This is a genomic window from Providencia sp. UF-224 (assembly GCF_058245955.1).
The window spans coordinates 44,250-64,764 of the sequence record NZ_JBSICC010000004.1 but is presented as its reverse complement, the minus strand read 5'-3'; the positions used below and the strand labels follow the sequence as shown (position 1 = coordinate 64,764).

The window sequence follows — 20,515 nt, the reverse complement described above, 5'->3', positions numbered from 1 at the left end:
AATATCAAACGCATATTTAACTAAAATATATCAATAATTAGTTGTAAGTGATTTGGTATGTTGCGTAGCTTTTTACTTCACCCGCAGTGACATCAGCAGGTTTGCTAGTAATATAACCAACATAGTATTCGAAACGTGAACCATTAGTGATTGCAGTAACTAATTCAGATTTTTGTTGATTCTCGCCATTAGGAACGATAAATTTTTTCGTATCATCTGCAGATAAGATAAACTGGATGTTTTGTGCACCAGTAGAATTTGTGTTAGCTAAATAACCTAATTTTTCGCTACCACTTAATAAGTTACCGCCAGTCCATACCACACCAATTTTGTCATCTTTTGCATTGGCCGCTGAACAGTTAGTTACATCGATAACGAAAGATTTTGGTTTCAGTAATTTACCAGCACCTCCTGTTTTAACTTCTTCTAATGAAACAGGTGCTAAATAGACGTTTGCATCGCTACCTTGACCATCGATAGAAACATTACAAGAAACATCCGTAACTTTACCGTTAAAAGTCACTTGGCCACCGCCAACCTTTGTGTCAGCTGCATTAGCAGTTGATAAGCCGATGATTGTTGTTGCGATAGCAGTCAGTAGTACTTTCTTCATTTTCATTTCCTAATATGAGATTTTTATTTTTACGCTTACAGAACTCATTAAGTTTTTGTTTTATTTAGTGGTAAAAAATGAAAACAAAAATCCTATCGTATAATGAATATACGAATACTCAGGCTTATGTTTCATTCCGAAACCTTCTGCAATAATGCAAATAAATATATTTCTTAATTAGTCCTACTTAGAATTCATAATCATATGCTCTATATGATTTCGCAGAGAGGATACATAATAACTTAAATTTTATTAAATCGTTTTTATCATCGCATATCAAAATATTTGATAGGCGATACCTATTGAAAATGATCTATTGATTGAGTTATCTGATGTGTTATTTTCGCTGATTTACACGTAAAAAGTTCAATTTTTAGATATAAAAGTGATTTATTATAATTTTATAGTGAATTACATAATTTATTTTGATTTGCATGGTTTTTTATAAAATGTGTTTTTTTGGTTTTAATGAACAAAAAAGACATTTGACTTACATTTAGATACTTTTAGTCGCAAAATAACAACCAAACACTTCATATTTCCAGTAGTGAATACACTAATACATATAAGAAATATTTATGTGTTTTTCAACCAAAAGTAAGTGACTTACCTGCAATTAAAGAAATGATAATAGCGAATTATTATGCTTACCCCCGACAAAACACACATAACGAGTATTCAGGGTTGTTTATATTAATAATTGGCTTTATACAGGAAAGTGGGAGGGATTTATAAGTTATGGGGTGATTTAAATCTGATTTATTGCAAATAAGAAAATATAAGTGAATATTGAAAACAAAATAATTGAGAAAACCATAATAAAATCGCAATAAAATGCTTTATTCATTCAATCACACAAACGAGCAAATTACCTAAATAAGAGTATCAGTAATAGAAGCAATGTAAAAAAAAATTATCATTGTTTTTGATATAAGATAAAAAAGCCAATCAGTTAGCATAAAAAACAAACTGTTTTATATCAATTTTCATGTTTTATAACCATATGAAAATCATCATGATTTCTTAAAACGAACAGTATCAAAAAATAAGATATTACCCCTCATTTTTAGCATTAGGAATATTCCTAATTTACGCATATAGTGTGTAAGAGTGTGATCTACCACATTAAACACATCAAAAAAAGACTATAAAACAAGCAAGTCCGTACTCTTAATATCATCATAACGTTCTTATGCATGTTCAATTCGTACAATAAGACCCGTTTTTACCTCTATTCAATAACATAAAATAGCTAACTATATTTTAGTATTCTTTTTTGAACATAATGAGACAACACTCCATAAAAATATTTTACATCAATAATTTATGATAGTTCGATCAACCGGGATATCAAAAGCAATATGAAACGATAAAAATATCGCCATAGAAACTCTTAATGCCCCCACAAAAGTTTATACTCAGTTTTATCAAAACTAGTAAATAGATAGCGGTACTACTGTTATCGGTCAATAACAGAAAAAGGTGAGTACAAAATGATTTATTTTTAGCTAAGACAAAGCAAAAACCAAAAACCAAAAAAGGCTTTTGCTTTAGGAGAAAGGCTAGAAAATTTATTGCTGATCTCTACGGTATAAGGCCCACTCTTCTACTTTCTCACCTGAAGGTAATGTGCAAATACCTACTTGCCCTTGTGCAGTGTCAGTAATTTTAGATGTTCCGCCTAATTTCTCACAGTAAACCGAAGCTGGATTAGCCATTCCAATAGGCTTCGTTTCAGTGGTTTCTTTTGCGCTACACCCCACAATTAAAACCAAGGCTGAAAATACCAGAAGATTTTTCATATACACCCTTATTTAGGTTAAGTTGGTTTATTTTATTCCAACCAGATAGCCTGAGCAATATTATCGTGGTCAGATTCCGGCCTAACATCATAATGAGGATATAACAAACCCTCATCATATACTTTTCACCATTTTATCTGGATAAAATCCTATAGCTGCGTTGCAATCTTATTTAATTGGTTGAAAATTATTTTTTCGAGGTGTTACAAAGAAGAAACAAAGGGAATACAACAGAACAAATCTAACCAACTGTTTTTATTGTATATAAATTTGATATTTTGAATGTATTGATTTTACAAAAAAGAAATATAACAAAACACAGTGAATTTGAACCACTTTTTTACAGAATGTCATTATTTTATTGGTTATGATGAACGCGAATAACAAATCATGTAAGTTCAGCCCATTTCACGATGGGCTATTTTTTTCAACGTTCTCTAGAATTACTTGCCAATACTCCTATAATTAGCCTACTCAGCGCGACAAGTATCTAAATCATGAGTAATTACTGAACCAAATTATTTCTTCTTACGATTATCAAAAAGAACAATTAAAACCCCTAAGCAAGCAACAACAAAGCTGCCTATGATGTAATTTTGCCTATCAAATGCAAGACCTGCATCTTTTACATTCTCACCATAGACGATGGGAATACTTACATCCATATTATAGGATAGAAAAGCAGTAATGAGCCCAATAATCGTTAAAACGACACCAAACGTTTTCATTCTGTTCCCCTTAGATTACCTTAATTTAGGATATGTTAACTAACAATCTTAATAAAAGCAAAATTGCTTTCCTTTTCTTTTATTCTTTTCTAACAATAAAATTACAATAAACTAACAATTATATTAAATTCGATTCGTAATATTATTTGTTTGCAAAGCCATAACACGAGGAAATAGTTAGAAAGCATAATTAATCATTAATGCGTGGTAGCTTAATTTCTCTAAAAGTGGGGAGTGTGATGATGAAAATAAGATATCTAATAATGTAATTAAATCAAGAGCAGGTAAAGATGCTTCCATTTGAGTACCTATACATATAAAAAATAAAGCCACAACCTTTTATATCGAGCCTTATAGTTCAACTATTGAAATTTCATTAACGCAGCGTTGCTGCCAGATTTTCTGAAAATCCTCTTTGGGTATCATTTCACCTTCAAAATCGAATAAAGGAAACGATAAGATATTTTTCCCATTATGATCTTTTGCAACTTGGATAATAAATTTTTCATAATGGTAAGGAGCTTCATCTTTGAACGTAAACACTTCACCACAAACATTACCGACAATATTATGTGGGGAGTTTGGGGCTGCAGCATAAAGTTTTACATTTCTAAATTCTGTTGCTTTAGGTTGATACATAAAATTTGTCACCATCAACTTAGCTTGAGCAGTCACATCAAGTTGAGGATTAAGATTAAATGAAACACCCAGAACAAATGCAAAAAGGACTAGAATTAAAAAGCAGAGTATACGAAAAAAAATTGCAATCACAATAAAAAACCACTTGCTGAAAACATGACTAAAATTTACCTCTAATATGATAAGAGAGCAACTCACAGCGATAAAACTATTCAATTTTTAAACGTTTAAAAAAAATGATTTAATAACGATCAAAAACACCATAATCAGGTCTTTCTCCACGCATAATAGCTCGCTGCTGCTCATGAACAGCTTCTCTATCTATTCTTTTTTGCGTCGAAGTACGCGAGTCCTTATGCGATTTAGGCCATGTGGGCTTATTTGGTTCATAAGTTGGTGCTGAAGAACACCCTGAAATAAGAGTAAAACAAATAACTACCAGTAAAATTTTCATTCTAATATGACATATCTACCCAAATAAGGATGCAACTTAACAAAATTATTGGTTAATAACAATTTTATTACGTATATCTACGCATTAAAAAATAATCAATCAAACTTTAATGAAACAATATTGTAAAACATGTAAAACTTTGTTAGCTTATTTTACTGTATATTTAACTTTAAATTAACTAAGTATATATACATAAGTAAAATTAAAGGAGTAAACCCTATGCTAACAAAATATACTTTATTTATTGGGTTCTGGTCGATTCTAGCACTGAGTGTTGGGATCCTTACTTCTCATATCTAACACACAGGAAAGAATCTTCTTCATTGATGGAGAAAATTTTTAAAGCTAAAAAGCGTGCCTCTAACATTTCAAAAAAGAGGCACGCCTCTTACTAAAATACCCTGCTCTGCTCTGCTCTGCTCTGCCTAGATATTCTCAGGAGTACTACAGCACCAGCAACGATAATTTAAAAATCAGAAATGGGTCTATCGTACCAACAGCGATAAAACCACTTAACACTAAAGGGAAAAGCATAACAGTAATCACATTAAACCTTCCATTTGCGAATGCATTGTAAATGAAAAAACATCAAAACTATTTGGCCAAGAAAATCCTATTCCTTTCTCCCTTTAAATTATAAAACAAGAAACAGAGATTGCTATATTCTCACGTCAGTGCTGGTTTATACGCCTTTCGAAAGAAAAATTACCATAACCATCATAATTTTTACTTCCTCGCCACAGCCAGCAACTGGTTGAACTATCCTTTTCAACCTTAGCTAACATTTTTTTTTGAATAACTCAATATCCTTTATTTGAGCTATAGTTTTTATCTTTTTCATCATCTTTAGTATTTAAATATCATGACACTTTAGCTAGCAGGTTAACAAGAAAACGAGCTGAGCTTGGTTACACTCAAGATTGGGTAGCTAAGTTAACAGGGATTGCTCCTGCTCAAATATCAAGATACGAATCTGGTGTAAATAAACCTCGTCCAAAGACAATTGCAGCCCTTGCGGAAGTGCTATCTGTTCCATATGAGTGGTTAGCTACTGGGGATGAAACTAATTTCTCCATAGATGCACCAAAGGCCGAAAAGGGAAACCGACCATTGGTTTCATTTCCCCACAGGCGTATACGATGCGCTTATGGCCCAAGCAGAAGAAACTGGAAAGACATTTAACAAGGTAGTTTTACAGAGACTGAAACTATACCAAGAAATGGTTGAGCGCGGGAGCATCCATGAGGATGATGATATACCCAACAAAAAATAACCACCTAGCCCAAGGACGGGCTAGATATATAGTTGCTCAATCAGGTTTTCTACCGTTTGCATCTATTAGCTTCCATATGCCATTATTGTATTGGAATGTCATGGTAAATTGATTATTTACTTCCTCAGACCAGTAATCCAATATTGCAGAGTTATCTTCTATATAAATAACTGACAAGTTATGAGGAAAGTCAGGCTCTTTGTCGATGTTGTAAAAGTACCTTTGAACTTGATTGTCAAAATTAGGAATATTTCTGCTAATTTCAACTATAAATCCCTTCAAGCTTTCAAAGTTGACGACTTGCTCTGGTTCTAAACCAATAACAATATCGTTCTTTATTGATACAGTAACCTCATCACTATCGAGAACAATATCGCTTTCAGTGGCAATAAAGTCATTTTCGTGATACCTGTTTATCCTTTTCATCTCACCATCCCATCAATTAGTTTCAGTAATGTTAGCGTACCGGGAGTGCAAATTCTATTCGCCGTCTAGTTTATAAAAGGTGTAACCAATTACGCCTGCAAAAGGAACCTTTGTTACTGCAAATTCAACAGAGCCATAATTTGTCTTTATAATTTTCTTCATGCTTTTATTTTCAAAATCACGGCAGGATTTTTTAAACTCTGTTAATTGCGCCGTATCGATACCTAGACTTGATAAATAGTTAATCTCTTTAGGTATGTTGCCACAATCACTCTTTTTAAATTCGCTCACAGGATATGAGTTCACAACTGATATTAGCCTGTTATTTTTAAACGTCAGCATGGCATTACTAGTCCATGGCATGAAAGGTTCTTGGCCCTCAAGGAAGAAATCTATCTCACACGCTTTATACCCACCCATGCTTTTGCAATTACTTAAATCAATATCTTCAACTTTCTCAACGTCTTCAAAACGTTGTCCCCACTCCAAGCCAAACGGGGCTTTTGCTTCAGTACTTGCCTCTATTGCATACCCATTAAAACAAGCAAGTGTTAATAAACCTGCAATAATTCCCTTTTTCATACATCACCATATTTTAGTTAAGTACGTGAATACTAGGATAGATGCAGATTTCAGACAATAAAAAACCTGCCGAAGCAGGTCAAGTTGGATGAAAAACTCTATGTTACTCGCTTACTCATACGAGGCATCCAACTGCACCCCTCTTGCATTTCCATCTTTAATCTCACAAATAACTTTTTGTGCCTTTAATGGCATCCACACAGTTGATTCATAAACTTCATTTTCAATGTCACGCTCGACTGTAATTGGGTATTCTGAGAAATTAACAGACCTACTTACTACTCTTTCCTTACATGACTTAATATCCCCCATCTCTCCACTACCCGTTTCTTTGTATGCTGAAACTGCTGGGTATTCTTTACTATCTATCATCTTGTGTAATTGTTCAGCTGTATATTCCTTTCCTTCACTTGCGTATGAGCCAAAGGATAATAGAGCCACGGTAGCTGTTAGCAATAATTTTTTCATTAACTTCCCTATCTAATTTAAGTTAGTTTAAGTAATGCTATTCTATTAGGTGATACTTTGCAGTCAGAAATAGACTAAATAACCAATGACACATTAAATTCAAGCAATAAAAAACCCACCGGAGTGGGTTGGTTTGAATTAGTTATTTGTTTACGCTTTATTTACAGTATATGGAAAATGGATGTCTGATAAAAATGATAGTCAGATAGCATTACTAAACCAAAGTTTTGAAGAAAATGCCCCCACTCATGCCCCAAGCGTTAAATAGATAATAACTTAACTGAATAAAACCAATGAGTTAACCCCTACCCTTTGGCTTATTCATGATGTGGTCTTCCCAATCGACCACATCAATTTCCCTGACGGCAATGTGACGCACAGATATACCTTCATTGTGCATTGCGGCTTTGGAACCCGTTTTTAACGGGTGCCAAGCAGGTAAGGTTTTTCCTTCAAGTAATAAGCGATAAGCACACGTCGTTGGTAGCCACTCAAAAGTTTCTAAATTATAACGATTGAGTTTGATGCAATCCGCTTCATATTCGAAGCGATTTTCATAATGCTTGCACTGGCAGGTTTTTAAATTTAATTGATTGCAAGCCACATTGGTGAAATAGATTTCATCAGTATCTTCATCCATTAATTTATGTAAGCAACATTGCCCACATCCATCACACAAAGATTCCCATTCATCATCTGTCATTTCATCTAGTGTCTTAACCTGCCAGAACTGCGACATAATACTTATTAATCCTATACTTAAATAACTCGAGTAGTCAGCGAGTGGTCATTAATCGATAGCTTTAACATATCACCAGAGGCCAATGGACCGACACCTTCTGGGGTCCCCGTCAAAATGACATCCCCTGCACGTAATGTGAAGAAGCGGGACATATAGCTAATAAGAGGTAAAATCGGGGTGATCATATCACGCGTTGAGCCTTCTTGGCGAATTTCCCCATTAATTTCCAGTGATAGCTGAACATTTTGCAGTTCACTTGGATTATTGACAGGAATAAACCCAGAAATTGGGCATGAGCCATCGAATGCTTTACTTTTTTCCCAAGGCTGACCCGCTTTCTTAAATTTTGCCTGTAAATCACGCAATGTTAAGTCCAGTGCAACAGCATAACCGGCAATAGCACGGGAAACTCGGTCTTCATCCGCATTTTTTAACGGCATACCAATCAGGATTGCCATTTCGACTTCATGGTGAACCTCGCCCAAATCTTTTGGAATAACAATTGATTGAGTGATATCACAAAGTGCGGTTTCAGGTTTGATAAAAATGACAGGCTCTTCGGGTACTGCTGAGCCCATCTCTTTGATATGCTTGGCATAGTTACTACCTACACAAACAACTTTGTTTGCTGGAAAATCAAGTAAAGCACCTTGCCAGTCACGATGTTGATACATAAGGGTAACTCCTATTATCGTTATTGTATTTTTTGAGCGATGCCATCGGCCATCAAACTAACACTCAATGCAAAATAGTATGAGCGGTTCCAATGCATGATGGTGCGAAAGTTCTCAGTCACTAAAAATGTTCTACCTTCAGGATCATCCGGAATAACAACCCATGTTTTTACATCCGGTGATAGTTGTGCAAATGCAGGTAATTTAACCCCTAATTGCTGCCAGTCACTGACGGTTTTACCTTGCTCTGCTTTAACGCCTTCTAGAGCTCGGTTAAAGTCCGCCGGCAAACTGACTTGGTAACCCCATGGTAATTGGGATTGCCAACCTTCTGTTGATAAATAATTGGCGATTGATGCGAAAACATCCGCTTTATTATTCCAAATATCCATTTTTCCATCACCATCACCATCTGCCGCATAGGACAAATAGGATGTTGGCATAAACTGGCTTTGACCCATCGCACCTGCCCACGAGCCTTTTAATTGTTGGTCTTCAGGAATATAGCCCTTATCCATTATCTCAAGCGCCGCCAGCAATTGCTTGCTAAAAAGCGCTTCACGACGTCCCTCGAAAGACAACGTGGCGAGTGCTGAAATGACATCTTCCTTGCCTTGTGAGCGCCCAAACCCACTTTCAAGTCCCCATAGTGAGACGATGAATTGTGGTGGAACACCATATTTTTGGCTAATTGAATCAAGTAGTGCCTTGTTTTCAATATACTTATCATATCCCGCATTAATACGTGATTGCGGAAGAACATTTTTTAAGTAGCTGGCTAATGTGACAGTTGCTCTTTTTTCAGGCTGCCCTTTATCCGCTTTTACCACGCGCTCTATAAAATGAATATTGGCGAAACCACGTTCAATCGTAGCGGGTTTGATCCCTTGCGCAATAGCATGTTCTTTCAATAATTCCACATAAGCAGGGAATTGCGAAGGTTCACGCTGTTCAATAGGAAACGCTTTATCAAGTGCAGCAACTTCTTGGATAATCGCGGCATTTTGTTCTGCCGTAATCGGTTGAGCTGCAACTGTTTCATGTTGTTTTGTCGAGCAACTTGCTAAAAGCAAACCAGCGACTAATGTATATAATAACGTTGGTTTCATTCGTATCCTCCAGAACACTCAAGTTTTTTCAGGTTTTTCTTAAATTGCTTTAAATATTAAGCTCTTTATGTTCTGAAAGTAGATCCTCCACTGGAGGCGGGAATTGTAAATAATAACCAACTTCTTGTAAGTCAGCCTTAACTCGCGCCAAGTCAGCATTAGCAAGCTTTTCACGCTTATCTAACGCAATCACCATGGCGAATTGAGGTGTTCCAAATTGGGCTAATAACTCTTCAGGAACGCGTGAAAAATCATCTTTCTTTTCAACATAAAGATAGGTTTGCTCACGCTTAGGGCTTCTATAAATTGCACAAATCATTATATTTAACTCTTTTTCTTAGTTCATTAGCTTGCTTGAAGAATACAGTAACTATAACATGCTATTGTTTTACAGAATATCTTCGCCCGAGGATTGTTTCGGAAATTTTAATTTGCTGAGTCTAGATAGATGCCACAATCGCCAATAGAACTTAAAGGCAGCAGTTTTACTCTTTCAGTTATTCACTTACACAGTGAAGAGCCTAAACTCATCAAAAAAGCGCTGCAAGATAAAGTAAACCAAGCCCCTGATTTCTTTAAAAATGCTCCTGTTGTTATCAATATTGCAGAATTAACTGCACAGGCAGATTTATACAGCATTCATAGATCTGTGGTTTCTGCGGGATTGCGTATTGTTGGGGTTAGTGGATGTACAGACCCTTTATTGCGCCAAAAAGCCAATGAAGCTGGCTTACCGATATTAAGTGAAGGTAAAAGCCAGAAACCTGTTGAAATTCAGACTGAGGCAAGTGTTGCCGCAGTCCAAAATGAGCCGGTTTATCGTAAGACTCGAATTATCAATACCCCTGTTCGTTCTGGGCAACGTATTTACGCACCAAATAGTGATCTTATCGTCACAAGTAACGTGAGTGCAGGTGCAGAACTGTTAGCAGATGGTAATATTCATATATATGGTGTGATGCGGGGTCGTGCCTTAGCAGGTGCTTCTGGTGATACGGAAAGTCAGATTTATTGTATTCATTTGCAAGCAGAGTTGGTCTCTATTGCAGGTGAATATTGGCTGAGCGATCAAATCCCTGCTGAATTTCTCGCCAAAGCAGCTAAACTTCGTTTAGTTGATAACAAACTTAACATCGAATATTTAAATTAGACCTTATTTACAAGGAATTATTCATGGCACGCATAATTGTAGTGACTTCTGGTAAAGGTGGCGTTGGTAAAACCACTTCAAGCGCGGCCATAGCAACTGGCCTAGCACAAAAAGGGAAAAAAACCGTCGTAATCGATTTTGATATCGGTCTACGTAACCTTGACCTCATCATGGGGTGTGAACGTCGGGTTGTCTATGACTTCGTCAACGTTATCCAAGGTGATGCAACGCTAAATCAGGCCTTGATTAAAGATAAACGTACCGAAAATCTGTTTATTTTACCTGCTTCGCAAACGCGCGATAAAGACGCACTAACCCGTGAAGGCGTTGAAAAAATCCTTGATGAGCTCAGTGATAGCCTTGGCTTTGATTTTATTGTTTGCGACTCACCTGCGGGTATTGAAAGCGGTGCATTAATGGCGCTGTATTTTGCTGATGAAGCGATTATTACCACCAACCCAGAAGTGTCTTCAGTTCGTGACTCTGACCGTATTTTAGGCATCTTAGCCTCTAAATCACGTCGTGCAGAAAAAGGCCAAGACCCAATAAAAGAACACCTTCTACTGACGCGTTATAACCCAGGTCGTGTTACTCGCGGTGATATGTTAAGTATGGAAGATGTGCTGGAAATCCTTTGCATTCCATTAATTGGGGTTATTCCAGAAGATCAATCTGTCTTGCGCTCATCTAACCAAGGTGAACCTGTTATTCTAGATAAAGAGTCTGAAGCAGGCCAAGCTTACGACGACTGTGTCGCGCGTATTTTAGGTGAAGATCGCCCTATCCGTTTCATTGAAGAAGAGAAGAAAGGCTTCTTAAAACGCCTATTTGGGGGGTAAATAATGGCTTTATTGGATTTCTTTCTGTCGAGAAAAAAGACGACAGCGAATATCGCAAAAGAGCGATTACAAATCATCGTTGCGGAACGCCGCCGCGGTGATAGCGAACCCGCATATCTTGCTGATATGAAACGTGATATTTTGCAAGTCATCTGTAAATATGTTCAAGTTGACCCTGAGATGCTCTCCGTACAATTTGAACAAAAAGACGATGATATTTCTGTTCTTGAGTTAAACGTCACGCTACCAGAAGGTGACGAAATTAAAACCACAACAACAGAAAAATAATTCGCAAAGAAGCCGCTATGTTGTATGGCGGCTTGCTTTTACGTTAAATATACCTCAATTCTTTGGCGCCAAGCGCCAACGTTCACCTATTGGTTTTATTTATCTAAATTAAAGTGGATCACTAAGCTTACTAACGGAGATACACCCGCAGGCCTTTCCCCTACCGATTTGTACTGTTTTGTTGCATCAAGTACCGCCTTTCCCAATATTTCACTGCGTTCAGATTTAACTATCGTGGCATTCACCAAATCACCTTGTTGCGTAATTTGAAAATGCACCACAACAGCACCTTGAATTTGCATCGCCCGTGCTCGCCGTGGGTATTGTTTATGGCGTTCTAATTCATTGCGCACTTTGGCTAAATATGCGAGCCGAATATCCGTAATATTTTCCCCCGCAACTGAATTTTTCTGCGTCCCCGCTTCACCGCTGGCGACAGATTCAGCTTGGCTATCCCCCAACTTTGCTTGCTGCTCAATTTCATCAGTTTGGTCTTTTTTTACTTTTTTCTCCGTTTCAATACGTTTTTTAGGCTCAATCTTGCGCGGTTTCTCTGGCTTTGTGGGGTTAATAGGCTTTTTAGACGATTGACCGTCTTTGGCTTTCTCGCTGCGCGCTTTTGCCACTTCAATAACGGCTTTATCGACCTCAATAGGTGAATGAATTGCCCCGCCACTGTCATCAACAATCTCCTCCACTTTAGCGATGTGTTTCTCAACGACCGCTTGGGTCACCGCGATGGCGATAGCTGGTGCATTTATTGGCATCATGATTTTGCTCGAATCACTGTGATTCAATAGGTGGTAATACACCAGCCCACCATGCAGTGCTAAAGAACCAATTATGGCAAATAGAAAACGTGAATTCGTCATTTTACATTCCAATAAAAAGCCCCTTATACCGAGGTACAAAGGGCTTGCAGTTAGAATTTGCTGGTGACACTAAAGCGGAAAGCCCGCCCTGGTGCTGGCATCATGCTACGAGTAAGTGGGTCAATGTAATATTCATCCAGAAGGTTTGTTGCAATAAACTCCAACGATAGATTTTTATTCACATGGAAATTTGCGTAAGCATCCGTCGTAAACACCGCATTCCAACGCATTGGGCTGTTATTTAACGGCATAAATTGATACGGGTATTTATCCATAAATTCCGCTTCGTCTTCATTTTTGGCCGTGCTGTGATAACGCATACGGCTACCCACTTCTAGTGTTTCATCTAAGAAACGCAGACCAAAATTGGCATGGATGCTGTATTTCGGCTGTAATTGAGTACGCAAATAACCACCGGGGAAACCTGCGGTTATGCATTCAGAGCCCCCAAATTCATTTTTAGGGTCCATCAACATAAAATTGACTTGGTCACACACCTCATTTTTTAAGCGGTAATCAATGCCAATATCACCAAAAACAGCCCCGTTATCGTAACGGGCAAGTAGCTCTAACCCTGCCGTATTGTGTTTATCAACTTGGGTAAAGTTTAGGTCCATATCCCGATCAAAGGCATTCGCCACTACGGTACTATAGTAATTGACTCGTAAATCGGCGTGGTTTTGTGCATTCAATAACTCTTGGAAATTACGCACATAACCCAGCTCTATGGTGTGGCTGCGCTCGGGTAAAAATGTGGGGGCAATATAGTTATCCACTGATCCACCAGAAAAACCGACAGTGCTTTCAAAAATGCTGGGCATTCTGACCGTTTCTAAATAACGAGCAAAAATACGGTCATTTTCTGTCACATAAATAGTTGCCCCTAATGCAGGTGCCCACGCAGCGTCTTCCTTTCTTTTTGGTGGTCTAAACCGTTCGTCACCCGTGAATTTAATTTCATCCCAGCGGTCTTGCGCATCACTTGCCCTATATTTTACTGTGGTCAGCTGCGTGACGGGGTCAACAACCGTTTCTTTTAAATCTATTTCACCGTTATAAAAAGGGTTATTTTTACGGGTAAAGCGTTTATTTTCATCCGCCTGCCATTTAACTATTCGGTTTTTTTCTGAAATTCGAAACTCCAAGTCTTTGTTACTTTCCCTTCCACGCCAAAACGTTGCATATTCTAAAGAATGAGCTGGCATGCCTAATGCTTCTTCAACAAGTCGTTCTCGCTCATATGGTCGCCCATTTCTTAGTTCTTCAAAAGTCTGCCCTTTTCTATCAACATAGCTTTGGATTTTTTGGTACTCTTCAGGAGTCAGTACACGGGATAACTGGAAGTTTCTTGCCGTTTTTTCACTATATAAGGCAAACCGTTCATCTTTGGCTGCCACTCGCCTTTCTTTTAAAGTATCTTTCGACCAATAGCTGATGTATTGCGCCCCTGCATTGAACTTTAACCAATCTGTTGGCTGCCAATCCAACCTAACTGCGCCGTTATATTCCCTGCGCTGGCCTTCCCGTGGAACGGCTCTAAACATGCCTGATTTAGGGGTCGTGCGTGAGCTATAAACATCAACTCGGCTGTCTATACGCTCATCAATTAAATTGCCCATCAATGTTAGGCTAAAGTCTGGGGTAAGCTGGAATTTATTCGAAAGTGAAACACCGTGGCGGTTATTCAGCTGATTTAATTTAATGCCATCGACTAATGTCCCATCAATATTGGGATCTCTTGGTTTGTTCAGGTGCTTTATTTCAAAAATCTTATCTCTATCATAAGCTTCTCGTGGCTGCCCTCCCGCTGTATTTGAATTTAAATCTGTTCGAGTTAACCAATAGCTTAAACGAAAATCCACCCAATCATGCGTCTCGGGCTTAAATGCATAATTTGCATAAAACGTATTTAAGGCGAGGTTAGCTAAAGGCCATTGGACCACTTTGCCATCCAAATCATTATAACGAATTTTGGATGGCATGATTTCGCCATAATGACTGCCCGTTCGGTAATAACCGAAGGACACATCTTGCCCGTGTGGCAACATAAAATTTAGCTTGGTCAACCATGTCGACATTTTCGCTGAAGTATTTCCGACCTCTTTATTTCGACCATAAACTTTAGCCGCGAAAGGAATGTAAGGGTCAATCTGTTTTTTGCCATAATTGCCATCATAGGTAATCATCTCTTCATCATATTGCTCCGCCCCACGGCTTCCCGCAAAATAGTTACCTTGATGGCGAACACTGTATGCCATCGTTACATTAAATTTTTCTTGTCGTGTGCCGATGGCAATACGTGCTGCGTTATCCTGTAAATTAAAAAAATTGGCGCTGCCCTTAGCGTGTGGGTTAATTAATACCTCTTGATCTTGAAAAAAAATGGCACAAAATCGGTCATAACTTAATGAGTCAAATAAACGTTTATCGTCGCGATAATCTATACCATGGTTTAATGTACCGAGCCTTGGCTTAGTGGTATTGCTGCTGGTTTCTAATTTAATATCAAAGCCAAATTTGTCATCAGGATTAACCACATCATCAATACCGATTGTGCTAATTGCAATGCCGCCCCCTGTTGATGTGCGTACATCACGGTCTAATGTTGCGCTTTTCATCACCAAAATGCTGCTAATCATATTAGGGTCAATATAATTACGGTTATTTGCCCCGTTATACCCCCGCCAAACCGTGATCGCTTGCTCTGTACCATCAACGGTTACAGGAACCCGCCCTTGCCCTTGTATCCCACGGACATTGGGGTCTAATGCGCCACTGTTACGTGCATCACCGCTGTAAACACCAACGGCATGGTTAATGGTATCCGCGGGGTTGGTGCCTTTATAACGTTCCACTTCCTCTTTACCAATATAGATGTTTGATTCATCTTTATCGTACTGTTCATCCGCCTTTTTTTTATCCCGCTGTTTGATCGTATTGGCTTTGTCATTAACCTGAATGGCACCAATATCTTCACGTAGTTGTGCAGATAATACGCTTGGCATACAGCATAAGGATAACCCTGTCGCAATATTGATTGCTATTACTGTCTTTACTTTCATTAATCCTTCCGGTGAAAATTAGAATCGCTTAATAAAATTGACACCGACTTCACTTTGCTTAAAAGAATAAATAACATCCGCTGTGCTTTTGTTTAATTGATTATTAAAATAGATAGATGGAGTAAATTTAAAGATACTTTTATTTCTGAGTGATAACTGTGTATTTAAATACCAATTATGGTCTTCCCTTTTAACATTAATACTTCTGTCAAAGGACTTAAACTGCGTATTCTTATACCCCGTACTTATTAATAGTTCGAATAGATCATAATACTTTAAAATATCAGCTTTAACGCCCTGTTGTTGATAGCTGTCACTGGATAACCTTTTATCCCTATTCACGCCATGAAAGCTTAATGATAATACTGTACTTGGGGTTATTATATGTCGCCCCACCAAAGCATAAGACATCTCACGACCATCATTAAAATCATAATTAGCTATATGATAATTTTTATCGACTGCCAAATAACCGGATAATACCACTTGTTCATCTAACGAATAGCCTATTGCCGATTTAATACCAATACTTGCATGTCTAAATTGGTTATCACACCAGTGAGTTTTAAACACAGGGAATAACTCAACTTTTTTAACGTCATCTTCAAACTGATACCCCCCACCAATAAATAGGCTATTTCTCCGGCTTGTTATATCTTTCATAGGCTCGATACCTGAACCACCCAGTAACCATTTGCCCCCATGTTGCTGATATATTGGATACCGTTTGGAAAGGTCAACGCTATACTGCCATTTCCCACCTGCGATCGGTTTACTCCCACTGCCCATACAGATTCGATAAGCACAATGTTGTTTATTTTTATTTGATGCCTCATTTAAATTCATATTATAACTGGAACCAAACTTGATTGCGCCTTGCCAACTGTTTTTATTCTGTAAGTAGGTTATTTGCTGATTAACAAATCTTTCTATTCTTATCGGTAATTTATTTTTGTAACTAAGGCGTATCCCTTGGTATACCGATAACGCGTCTTGGTCGCGTTTAATATCAAATAAAACCCGTGCGAGTTTTAATTCAACAGCGAGTGTATTTGGTTTATCTTCCAATATTTCTTGATAATACAATATTGCCTTATCATAACTTCGTTTTATTATTTCTTTTTCGGCGAAAATAAATTTCACCAAGTTTTTATCATGCTGTTGATAGCGTATATATTCATTAATTATTGCATCAATTTTTTTTAGCTCTTTTTTACGCAGGAAATCATAAAGGAGAAAACCCATTTCGTCGATGTTTTTTTGATTATTTTCTTCTAAATAATGAGAGCGTTGTTGTTTTTGATTATTTGCTTTATTTAAAATATCAACAAAAGGTTTTTGTTTTTCAGGTTGAGAGAAAACAAAAAAAGACAAACAAGATAATAAAATAACAATAAAAAAATTAATTCCAATTTTAATAGTATTAAACATAAATAGTTTACCTTTATAAAATAAAAAGTAGGCAACGCATTGTGCCTACTTTTTACTCTTACATATTTAAGATTGGTTATTTAGCAATAATTAGTCCGCTTTTTTGCCACCAAATGCGGTGTCTAACTCATGATTATCTTTGAATGAGGTGATACCGGCGACGTGCTCCGCATTCTCCCCAAAGAATTGCCCCATGCTTTTCCCTGAAATAGAATCATGTGAAGTGGCTGTCGCTGTTCCTTCAAATTTACCATTTTCAACAATATCCCCTTCCATGGATTGCTTTAATTCATTCCCCTCCAGTAAGCCCTCATACGTTTTATTTTCAAAGTTTGCATTAAAGGTACCCGTTAGCTTGCCTTCACCATCAAATTGGTTAATTCCCTCGATGTTATATACTGCGCTTCCATTGGTGGGAACCTCGGTACTCGCATTGTTACCTGAAAAATAAGCGGTATGTGTGCTATCGCCATTTACCCCAGTTTGTGACCAATCCCCATAATAGATTTCAGCATCCGCAACTTGGCTAAATTGAAATTTACCCATATTGACATGTCGGCCGCCGCTGCTTTCTAACTGGTACACATCATCAGGTTTTTGCGTGGACATCATCTTCAAACCTGAAAATGCGATTGTCTTACCATTATGCGTACCGCGATAACCGATACCCGGTGCACCCGCAACTCCACCATGAGGCCCCCCCATTGCCTCAGTTTTATCGATACGAATATCGACAACACCGTCAGTATAACTTTGGCTTTGTTGTGATGTGGCCTCTGCAAATACACTGGTAGAAGCCCCTGATAATGACGCCATTAATACAACTAATGTTAATTTTTTCATTTGTATTTCCTTATTTAGGATATAACGAGGTAAATCCTCATATTAATGACTAACTCTCTTTAGTCATTCCATTAAGCCGAGATCAAGTATATGAAAATGATTTTCATTTACAAATAGGTTAATTATAATTTGAATTTAAATAATTAATTCACAGAGAGTTTTATTTTATTTTTATTTCAATAAATTACTTTATATCCCGCATAGTATTAATGGGTATAAATTAAAATTTAGAGTTAGTATTTTACTTAAATAGATAAGTTTTTAAGACTAAGTTCATTTTGAAATTTGGAATTGGTTTATTAATAATAAGGATTCAACATACCTATCTTTTAAAATAAAAATGGGCAAGTATTATTCGCCCATTGAATATAATTAATTTATCTATAACTTAATTTTTGACGCCACCAAATGCTGTATCGTATTGGTGATTTCCTGCAAAGCTAGTAATACCTGCGACCTGTGCAGCATCTTGCCCAAATAACTGTCCAGCACTTATGCCTTCGGCTTGGTCATTAGCAAGTGCAACACCTGAAAATTTACCGTTCTCACCAATTTCACCACTAAATTTGATGTTAGCCAGTTGCCCATCCAATGTGCCTTCGTACGTTTTTTGTCCAAAATTAACCAAGAATGTGCCGGGCATTTTACTGCTACTTTCATACTGGTTAACACCACTGATTGTATAACTGGCTTGGCCTTCTATTGGGATATCGTTGCTTATTTCTTTACCAGAATAAAACGCGGTGTGCTTTGAATCCGCTATATCGCCGGTTTGAGACCAATCCCCATAATAGATTTCGGCGTCTGCAACTTGTGTAAAATTAAACCTACCTATGCTGCCGTGATAATCTTCTGCTTTATCTATGATATAAACACCATTAGCTGCTTTAGTGCCTTTCTCTTTTAGCTCTGATAATGAAATTGTGATGCCTTCTGTCACGAAACGATAACCTAAACCGGGGTCACCCTCTTTCACGTCCCCACCACCTTCATACTGTGTTTTACCAACGTCAATGTCTGTCTTGCCTTGGTTATAACTTTGGCTTTGTTGAGATAAAACATCAGCCATTCCCATTGCAGGTAAAAATATAAATGAAGCAACTGATATTACGGTTGATACTTTCGTCATATACTCATCCTTTTCTATAATCAGATTGATACTATTTCAGGCTAACCTCTGTTAGCTTTTCAATTAAATCGAATCGAGTATATTAAGGTGCACCTAAAATACAAATATGCCTTTCATTATTTATTTTTTAATAATTTATATAATCAAATTGATAGTTATATGAAAACCAATAAGAATAAAAAATAAAAAAAGGAATAACGTTAATTATTCCTTTTTTGGCATGCCATTTTCAGACTAAATTTAAATCACAAGCTCGACAATAATTTAGTAAGTGGTTCAGCCAGTAATTTACCGCGCCAACCTGCTAATAATTCAGGTGGTGTGCTGGAAGACTTAATCCCCCAATGAATAGATAATAACTGATTTATTTGGCGTCTTGATGCTAATAACTCTGCATTAAACTTTTCATTTTCAGCAATATCTTTAACTACGGCTTTAATTTCTTTAAAGACATTTTTATATTGGCTTTGTTCGGTAATATTCGCCACTGGTGCTGGATATTGGCTTGCATCTAGCTTCTTAGCTTGCTCAACAATGCTCAGCAAGCGCTTGCCATGGCAACGAATTTCTTGCCCTGTCAAACCAAGGTTATCTAGCTCGCCAAGGGAAGTCGGTAGGAAATGAGCAACTTTCCATAAATGTTCTTCTTTCACCACAAAGTTAATTGCCATATCCCGTGCTTTGGCTTGGTTCAAACGCCAATCAGCGAGCAGTTGTAAACAAGCAAGTTGCTCGTCACGCAACTGCCACGCATTACGGATATTTAAGTACGCTTTTTCTGGTTTCAGCGCTTTTTGGCGACGCGCAACTACACGCTGGCATTCATCTTTCGCATCGTCTAAATACCCTGCTTCAGTAACCTTCTGCATGAGAATTTCAGCTAATGGCAATAAATACAATACATCCGCAGTGGCATAGTCACATTGTTTCTCACTTAACGGACGTGCTAGCCAATCTGTCCGTGATTCACTTTTGTCCAGCTCAATACCAAGGTGCTCTGCAACCAATGACGCAAAGCCACATGAAATTGGGTACCCTAAAAAAGCCGCAACGATTTGAGTATCAATCATAGGCTCTGGTACACAATCAAAATCGTGCATAAACACTTCAAGGTCTTCACTACCAGCGTGTAAAAATTTAAGCTGATTTGGATTCATCAGCAGCGCTTTAAAAGGGCTGAAATCTGATATTGAAAGTGGGTCAATCAACGAAACTTGCTTTCCATCATACAACTGTAGCAAACCTAATTGAGGATAGTATGTTCTTGTACGAACAAACTCAGTATCCAGTGCAAGCCAAGGTGCATCGTTAGCTTCTTGGCATATTTGAGCGAGTTCGCTATCTGTGGTCACTAAACGATAATTCAAAACACGTTTCTCTTTGTCTATTTT

At 37.5% G+C, this 20,515-nt stretch carries 21 protein-coding genes and 1 pseudogene; 4 read left to right on the top strand and 18 right to left on the bottom strand.

The window, feature by feature from the left end:
* Positions 1 to 37: 37 nt before the first annotated feature.
* The 5 genes from AC4IFO_RS05650 to AC4IFO_RS05630 all read right to left on the bottom strand — a co-directional run bounded on the left by AC4IFO_RS05650 (position 38) and on the right by AC4IFO_RS05630 (position 3,914).
* On the bottom strand, positions 38 to 613 hold the full coding sequence (locus tag AC4IFO_RS05650; protein ID WP_490732531.1) for a fimbrial protein: 576 nt from the start codon (positions 611 to 613) through the stop codon (positions 38 to 40).
* Between the two features lie 1,571 nt (positions 614 to 2,184).
* Positions 2,185 to 2,415, bottom strand: a complete 231-nt coding sequence (locus AC4IFO_RS05645; protein WP_490732529.1) for a putative hemolysin — start codon at positions 2,413 to 2,415, stop codon at positions 2,185 to 2,187.
* A gap of 518 nt (positions 2,416 to 2,933) precedes the next feature.
* Positions 2,934 to 3,143: a hypothetical protein gene (locus AC4IFO_RS05640; protein ID WP_490732527.1), complete on the bottom strand. Its 210-nt coding sequence runs from the start codon at positions 3,141 to 3,143 to the stop codon at positions 2,934 to 2,936.
* A 177-nt stretch (positions 3,144 to 3,320) separates the two neighbouring features.
* Positions 3,321 to 3,443, bottom strand: coding sequence for a hypothetical protein (locus AC4IFO_RS05635; protein WP_490732525.1), 123 nt, complete (start codon positions 3,441 to 3,443; stop codon positions 3,321 to 3,323).
* 51 nt (positions 3,444 to 3,494) lie between these two features.
* Positions 3,495 to 3,914: a hypothetical protein gene (locus tag AC4IFO_RS05630; protein WP_490732523.1), complete on the bottom strand. Its 420-nt coding sequence runs from the start codon at positions 3,912 to 3,914 to the stop codon at positions 3,495 to 3,497.
* Between the two features lie 1,204 nt (positions 3,915 to 5,118).
* On the opposite strand from AC4IFO_RS05630, the pseudogene AC4IFO_RS05625 reads away from it, so the two are divergent.
* Positions 5,119 to 5,418, top strand: a pseudogene (locus tag AC4IFO_RS05625) (helix-turn-helix domain-containing protein); the annotation flags it as partial.
* Between the two features lie 127 nt (positions 5,419 to 5,545).
* Here the strand turns inward: AC4IFO_RS05625 and AC4IFO_RS05620 are convergent.
* The 7 genes from AC4IFO_RS05620 to AC4IFO_RS05590 form a co-directional block, all read right to left on the bottom strand.
* A complete protein-coding gene (locus tag AC4IFO_RS05620; RefSeq protein WP_490732521.1) occupies positions 5,546 to 5,935 on the bottom strand; it encodes a hypothetical protein in 390 nt (129 codons plus the stop codon).
* 54 nt (positions 5,936 to 5,989) lie between these two features.
* Positions 5,990 to 6,517 (bottom strand): hypothetical protein, encoded by a 528-nt coding sequence (locus tag AC4IFO_RS05615; protein WP_490732519.1) that lies wholly within the window; start codon positions 6,515 to 6,517, stop codon positions 5,990 to 5,992.
* 111 nt (positions 6,518 to 6,628) lie between these two features.
* On the bottom strand, positions 6,629 to 6,985 hold the full coding sequence (locus AC4IFO_RS05610) for a hypothetical protein (RefSeq protein ID WP_490732517.1): 357 nt from the start codon (positions 6,983 to 6,985) through the stop codon (positions 6,629 to 6,631).
* 298 nt (positions 6,986 to 7,283) lie between these two features.
* The gene (gene ycgN, locus AC4IFO_RS05605) at positions 7,284 to 7,724 is read right to left on the bottom strand and encodes a cysteine cluster protein YcgN (protein WP_490732515.1); all 441 of its coding nucleotides are present in this window, start codon (positions 7,722 to 7,724) and stop codon (positions 7,284 to 7,286) included.
* Positions 7,725 to 7,744: 20 nt separating this feature from the next.
* Entirely contained in the window at positions 7,745 to 8,401 is a 657-nt protein-coding gene (locus AC4IFO_RS05600) for a fumarylacetoacetate hydrolase family protein (protein ID WP_490732513.1), read from the bottom strand.
* Positions 8,402 to 8,421: 20 nt separating this feature from the next.
* Entirely contained in the window at positions 8,422 to 9,510 is a 1,089-nt protein-coding gene (locus AC4IFO_RS05595; RefSeq protein WP_490732511.1) for a lytic murein transglycosylase, read from the bottom strand.
* 49 nt (positions 9,511 to 9,559) lie between these two features.
* Complete coding sequence (locus AC4IFO_RS05590; protein WP_219248329.1) at positions 9,560 to 9,829, bottom strand: YcgL domain-containing protein; 270 nt, start codon at positions 9,827 to 9,829, stop codon at positions 9,560 to 9,562.
* A 129-nt stretch (positions 9,830 to 9,958) separates the two neighbouring features.
* Between AC4IFO_RS05590 and minC the strand changes: the two genes are divergently transcribed.
* The 3 genes from minC to minE are packed head-to-tail and all read left to right on the top strand — an operon-like array spanning position 9,959 to position 11,787.
* Positions 9,959 to 10,660 carry a septum site-determining protein MinC gene (gene minC, locus AC4IFO_RS05585; protein ID WP_490732508.1) on the top strand — a complete coding sequence of 234 codons (702 nt, stop codon included), beginning with the start codon at positions 9,959 to 9,961 and terminating at the stop codon, positions 10,658 to 10,660.
* A gap of 23 nt (positions 10,661 to 10,683) precedes the next feature.
* Positions 10,684 to 11,499: a septum site-determining protein MinD gene (minD, locus tag AC4IFO_RS05580; protein ID WP_490732507.1), complete on the top strand. Its 816-nt coding sequence runs from the start codon at positions 10,684 to 10,686 to the stop codon at positions 11,497 to 11,499.
* A gap of 3 nt (positions 11,500 to 11,502) precedes the next feature.
* A complete protein-coding gene (gene minE / locus AC4IFO_RS05575; protein WP_206084203.1) occupies positions 11,503 to 11,787 on the top strand; it encodes a cell division topological specificity factor MinE in 285 nt (94 codons plus the stop codon).
* Positions 11,788 to 11,882: 95 nt separating this feature from the next.
* Here minE and AC4IFO_RS05570 read toward each other — a convergent pair whose 3' ends face one another.
* The 6 genes from AC4IFO_RS05570 to rnd form a co-directional block, all read right to left on the bottom strand.
* Positions 11,883 to 12,659: an energy transducer TonB gene (locus AC4IFO_RS05570; RefSeq protein WP_490732506.1), complete on the bottom strand. Its 777-nt coding sequence runs from the start codon at positions 12,657 to 12,659 to the stop codon at positions 11,883 to 11,885.
* Positions 12,660 to 12,709: 50 nt separating this feature from the next.
* The gene (locus AC4IFO_RS05565) at positions 12,710 to 15,721 is read right to left on the bottom strand and encodes a TonB-dependent receptor domain-containing protein (protein ID WP_490732505.1); all 3,012 of its coding nucleotides are present in this window, start codon (positions 15,719 to 15,721) and stop codon (positions 12,710 to 12,712) included.
* Positions 15,722 to 15,739: 18 nt separating this feature from the next.
* Positions 15,740 to 17,152, bottom strand: a complete 1,413-nt coding sequence (locus tag AC4IFO_RS05560) for a surface lipoprotein assembly modifier (protein ID WP_490732504.1) — start codon at positions 17,150 to 17,152, stop codon at positions 15,740 to 15,742.
* Positions 17,153 to 17,242: 90 nt separating this feature from the next.
* Positions 17,243 to 17,995 (bottom strand): Slam-dependent surface lipoprotein, encoded by a 753-nt coding sequence (locus AC4IFO_RS05555; RefSeq protein WP_490732502.1) that lies wholly within the window; start codon positions 17,993 to 17,995, stop codon positions 17,243 to 17,245.
* A 388-nt stretch (positions 17,996 to 18,383) separates the two neighbouring features.
* On the bottom strand, positions 18,384 to 19,124 hold the full coding sequence (locus tag AC4IFO_RS05550) for a Slam-dependent surface lipoprotein (RefSeq protein WP_490732500.1): 741 nt from the start codon (positions 19,122 to 19,124) through the stop codon (positions 18,384 to 18,386).
* A gap of 245 nt (positions 19,125 to 19,369) precedes the next feature.
* A complete protein-coding gene (rnd, locus tag AC4IFO_RS05545; RefSeq protein WP_490732833.1) occupies positions 19,370 to 20,491 on the bottom strand; it encodes a ribonuclease D in 1,122 nt (373 codons plus the stop codon).
* Positions 20,492 to 20,515: the final 24 nt, after the last annotated feature.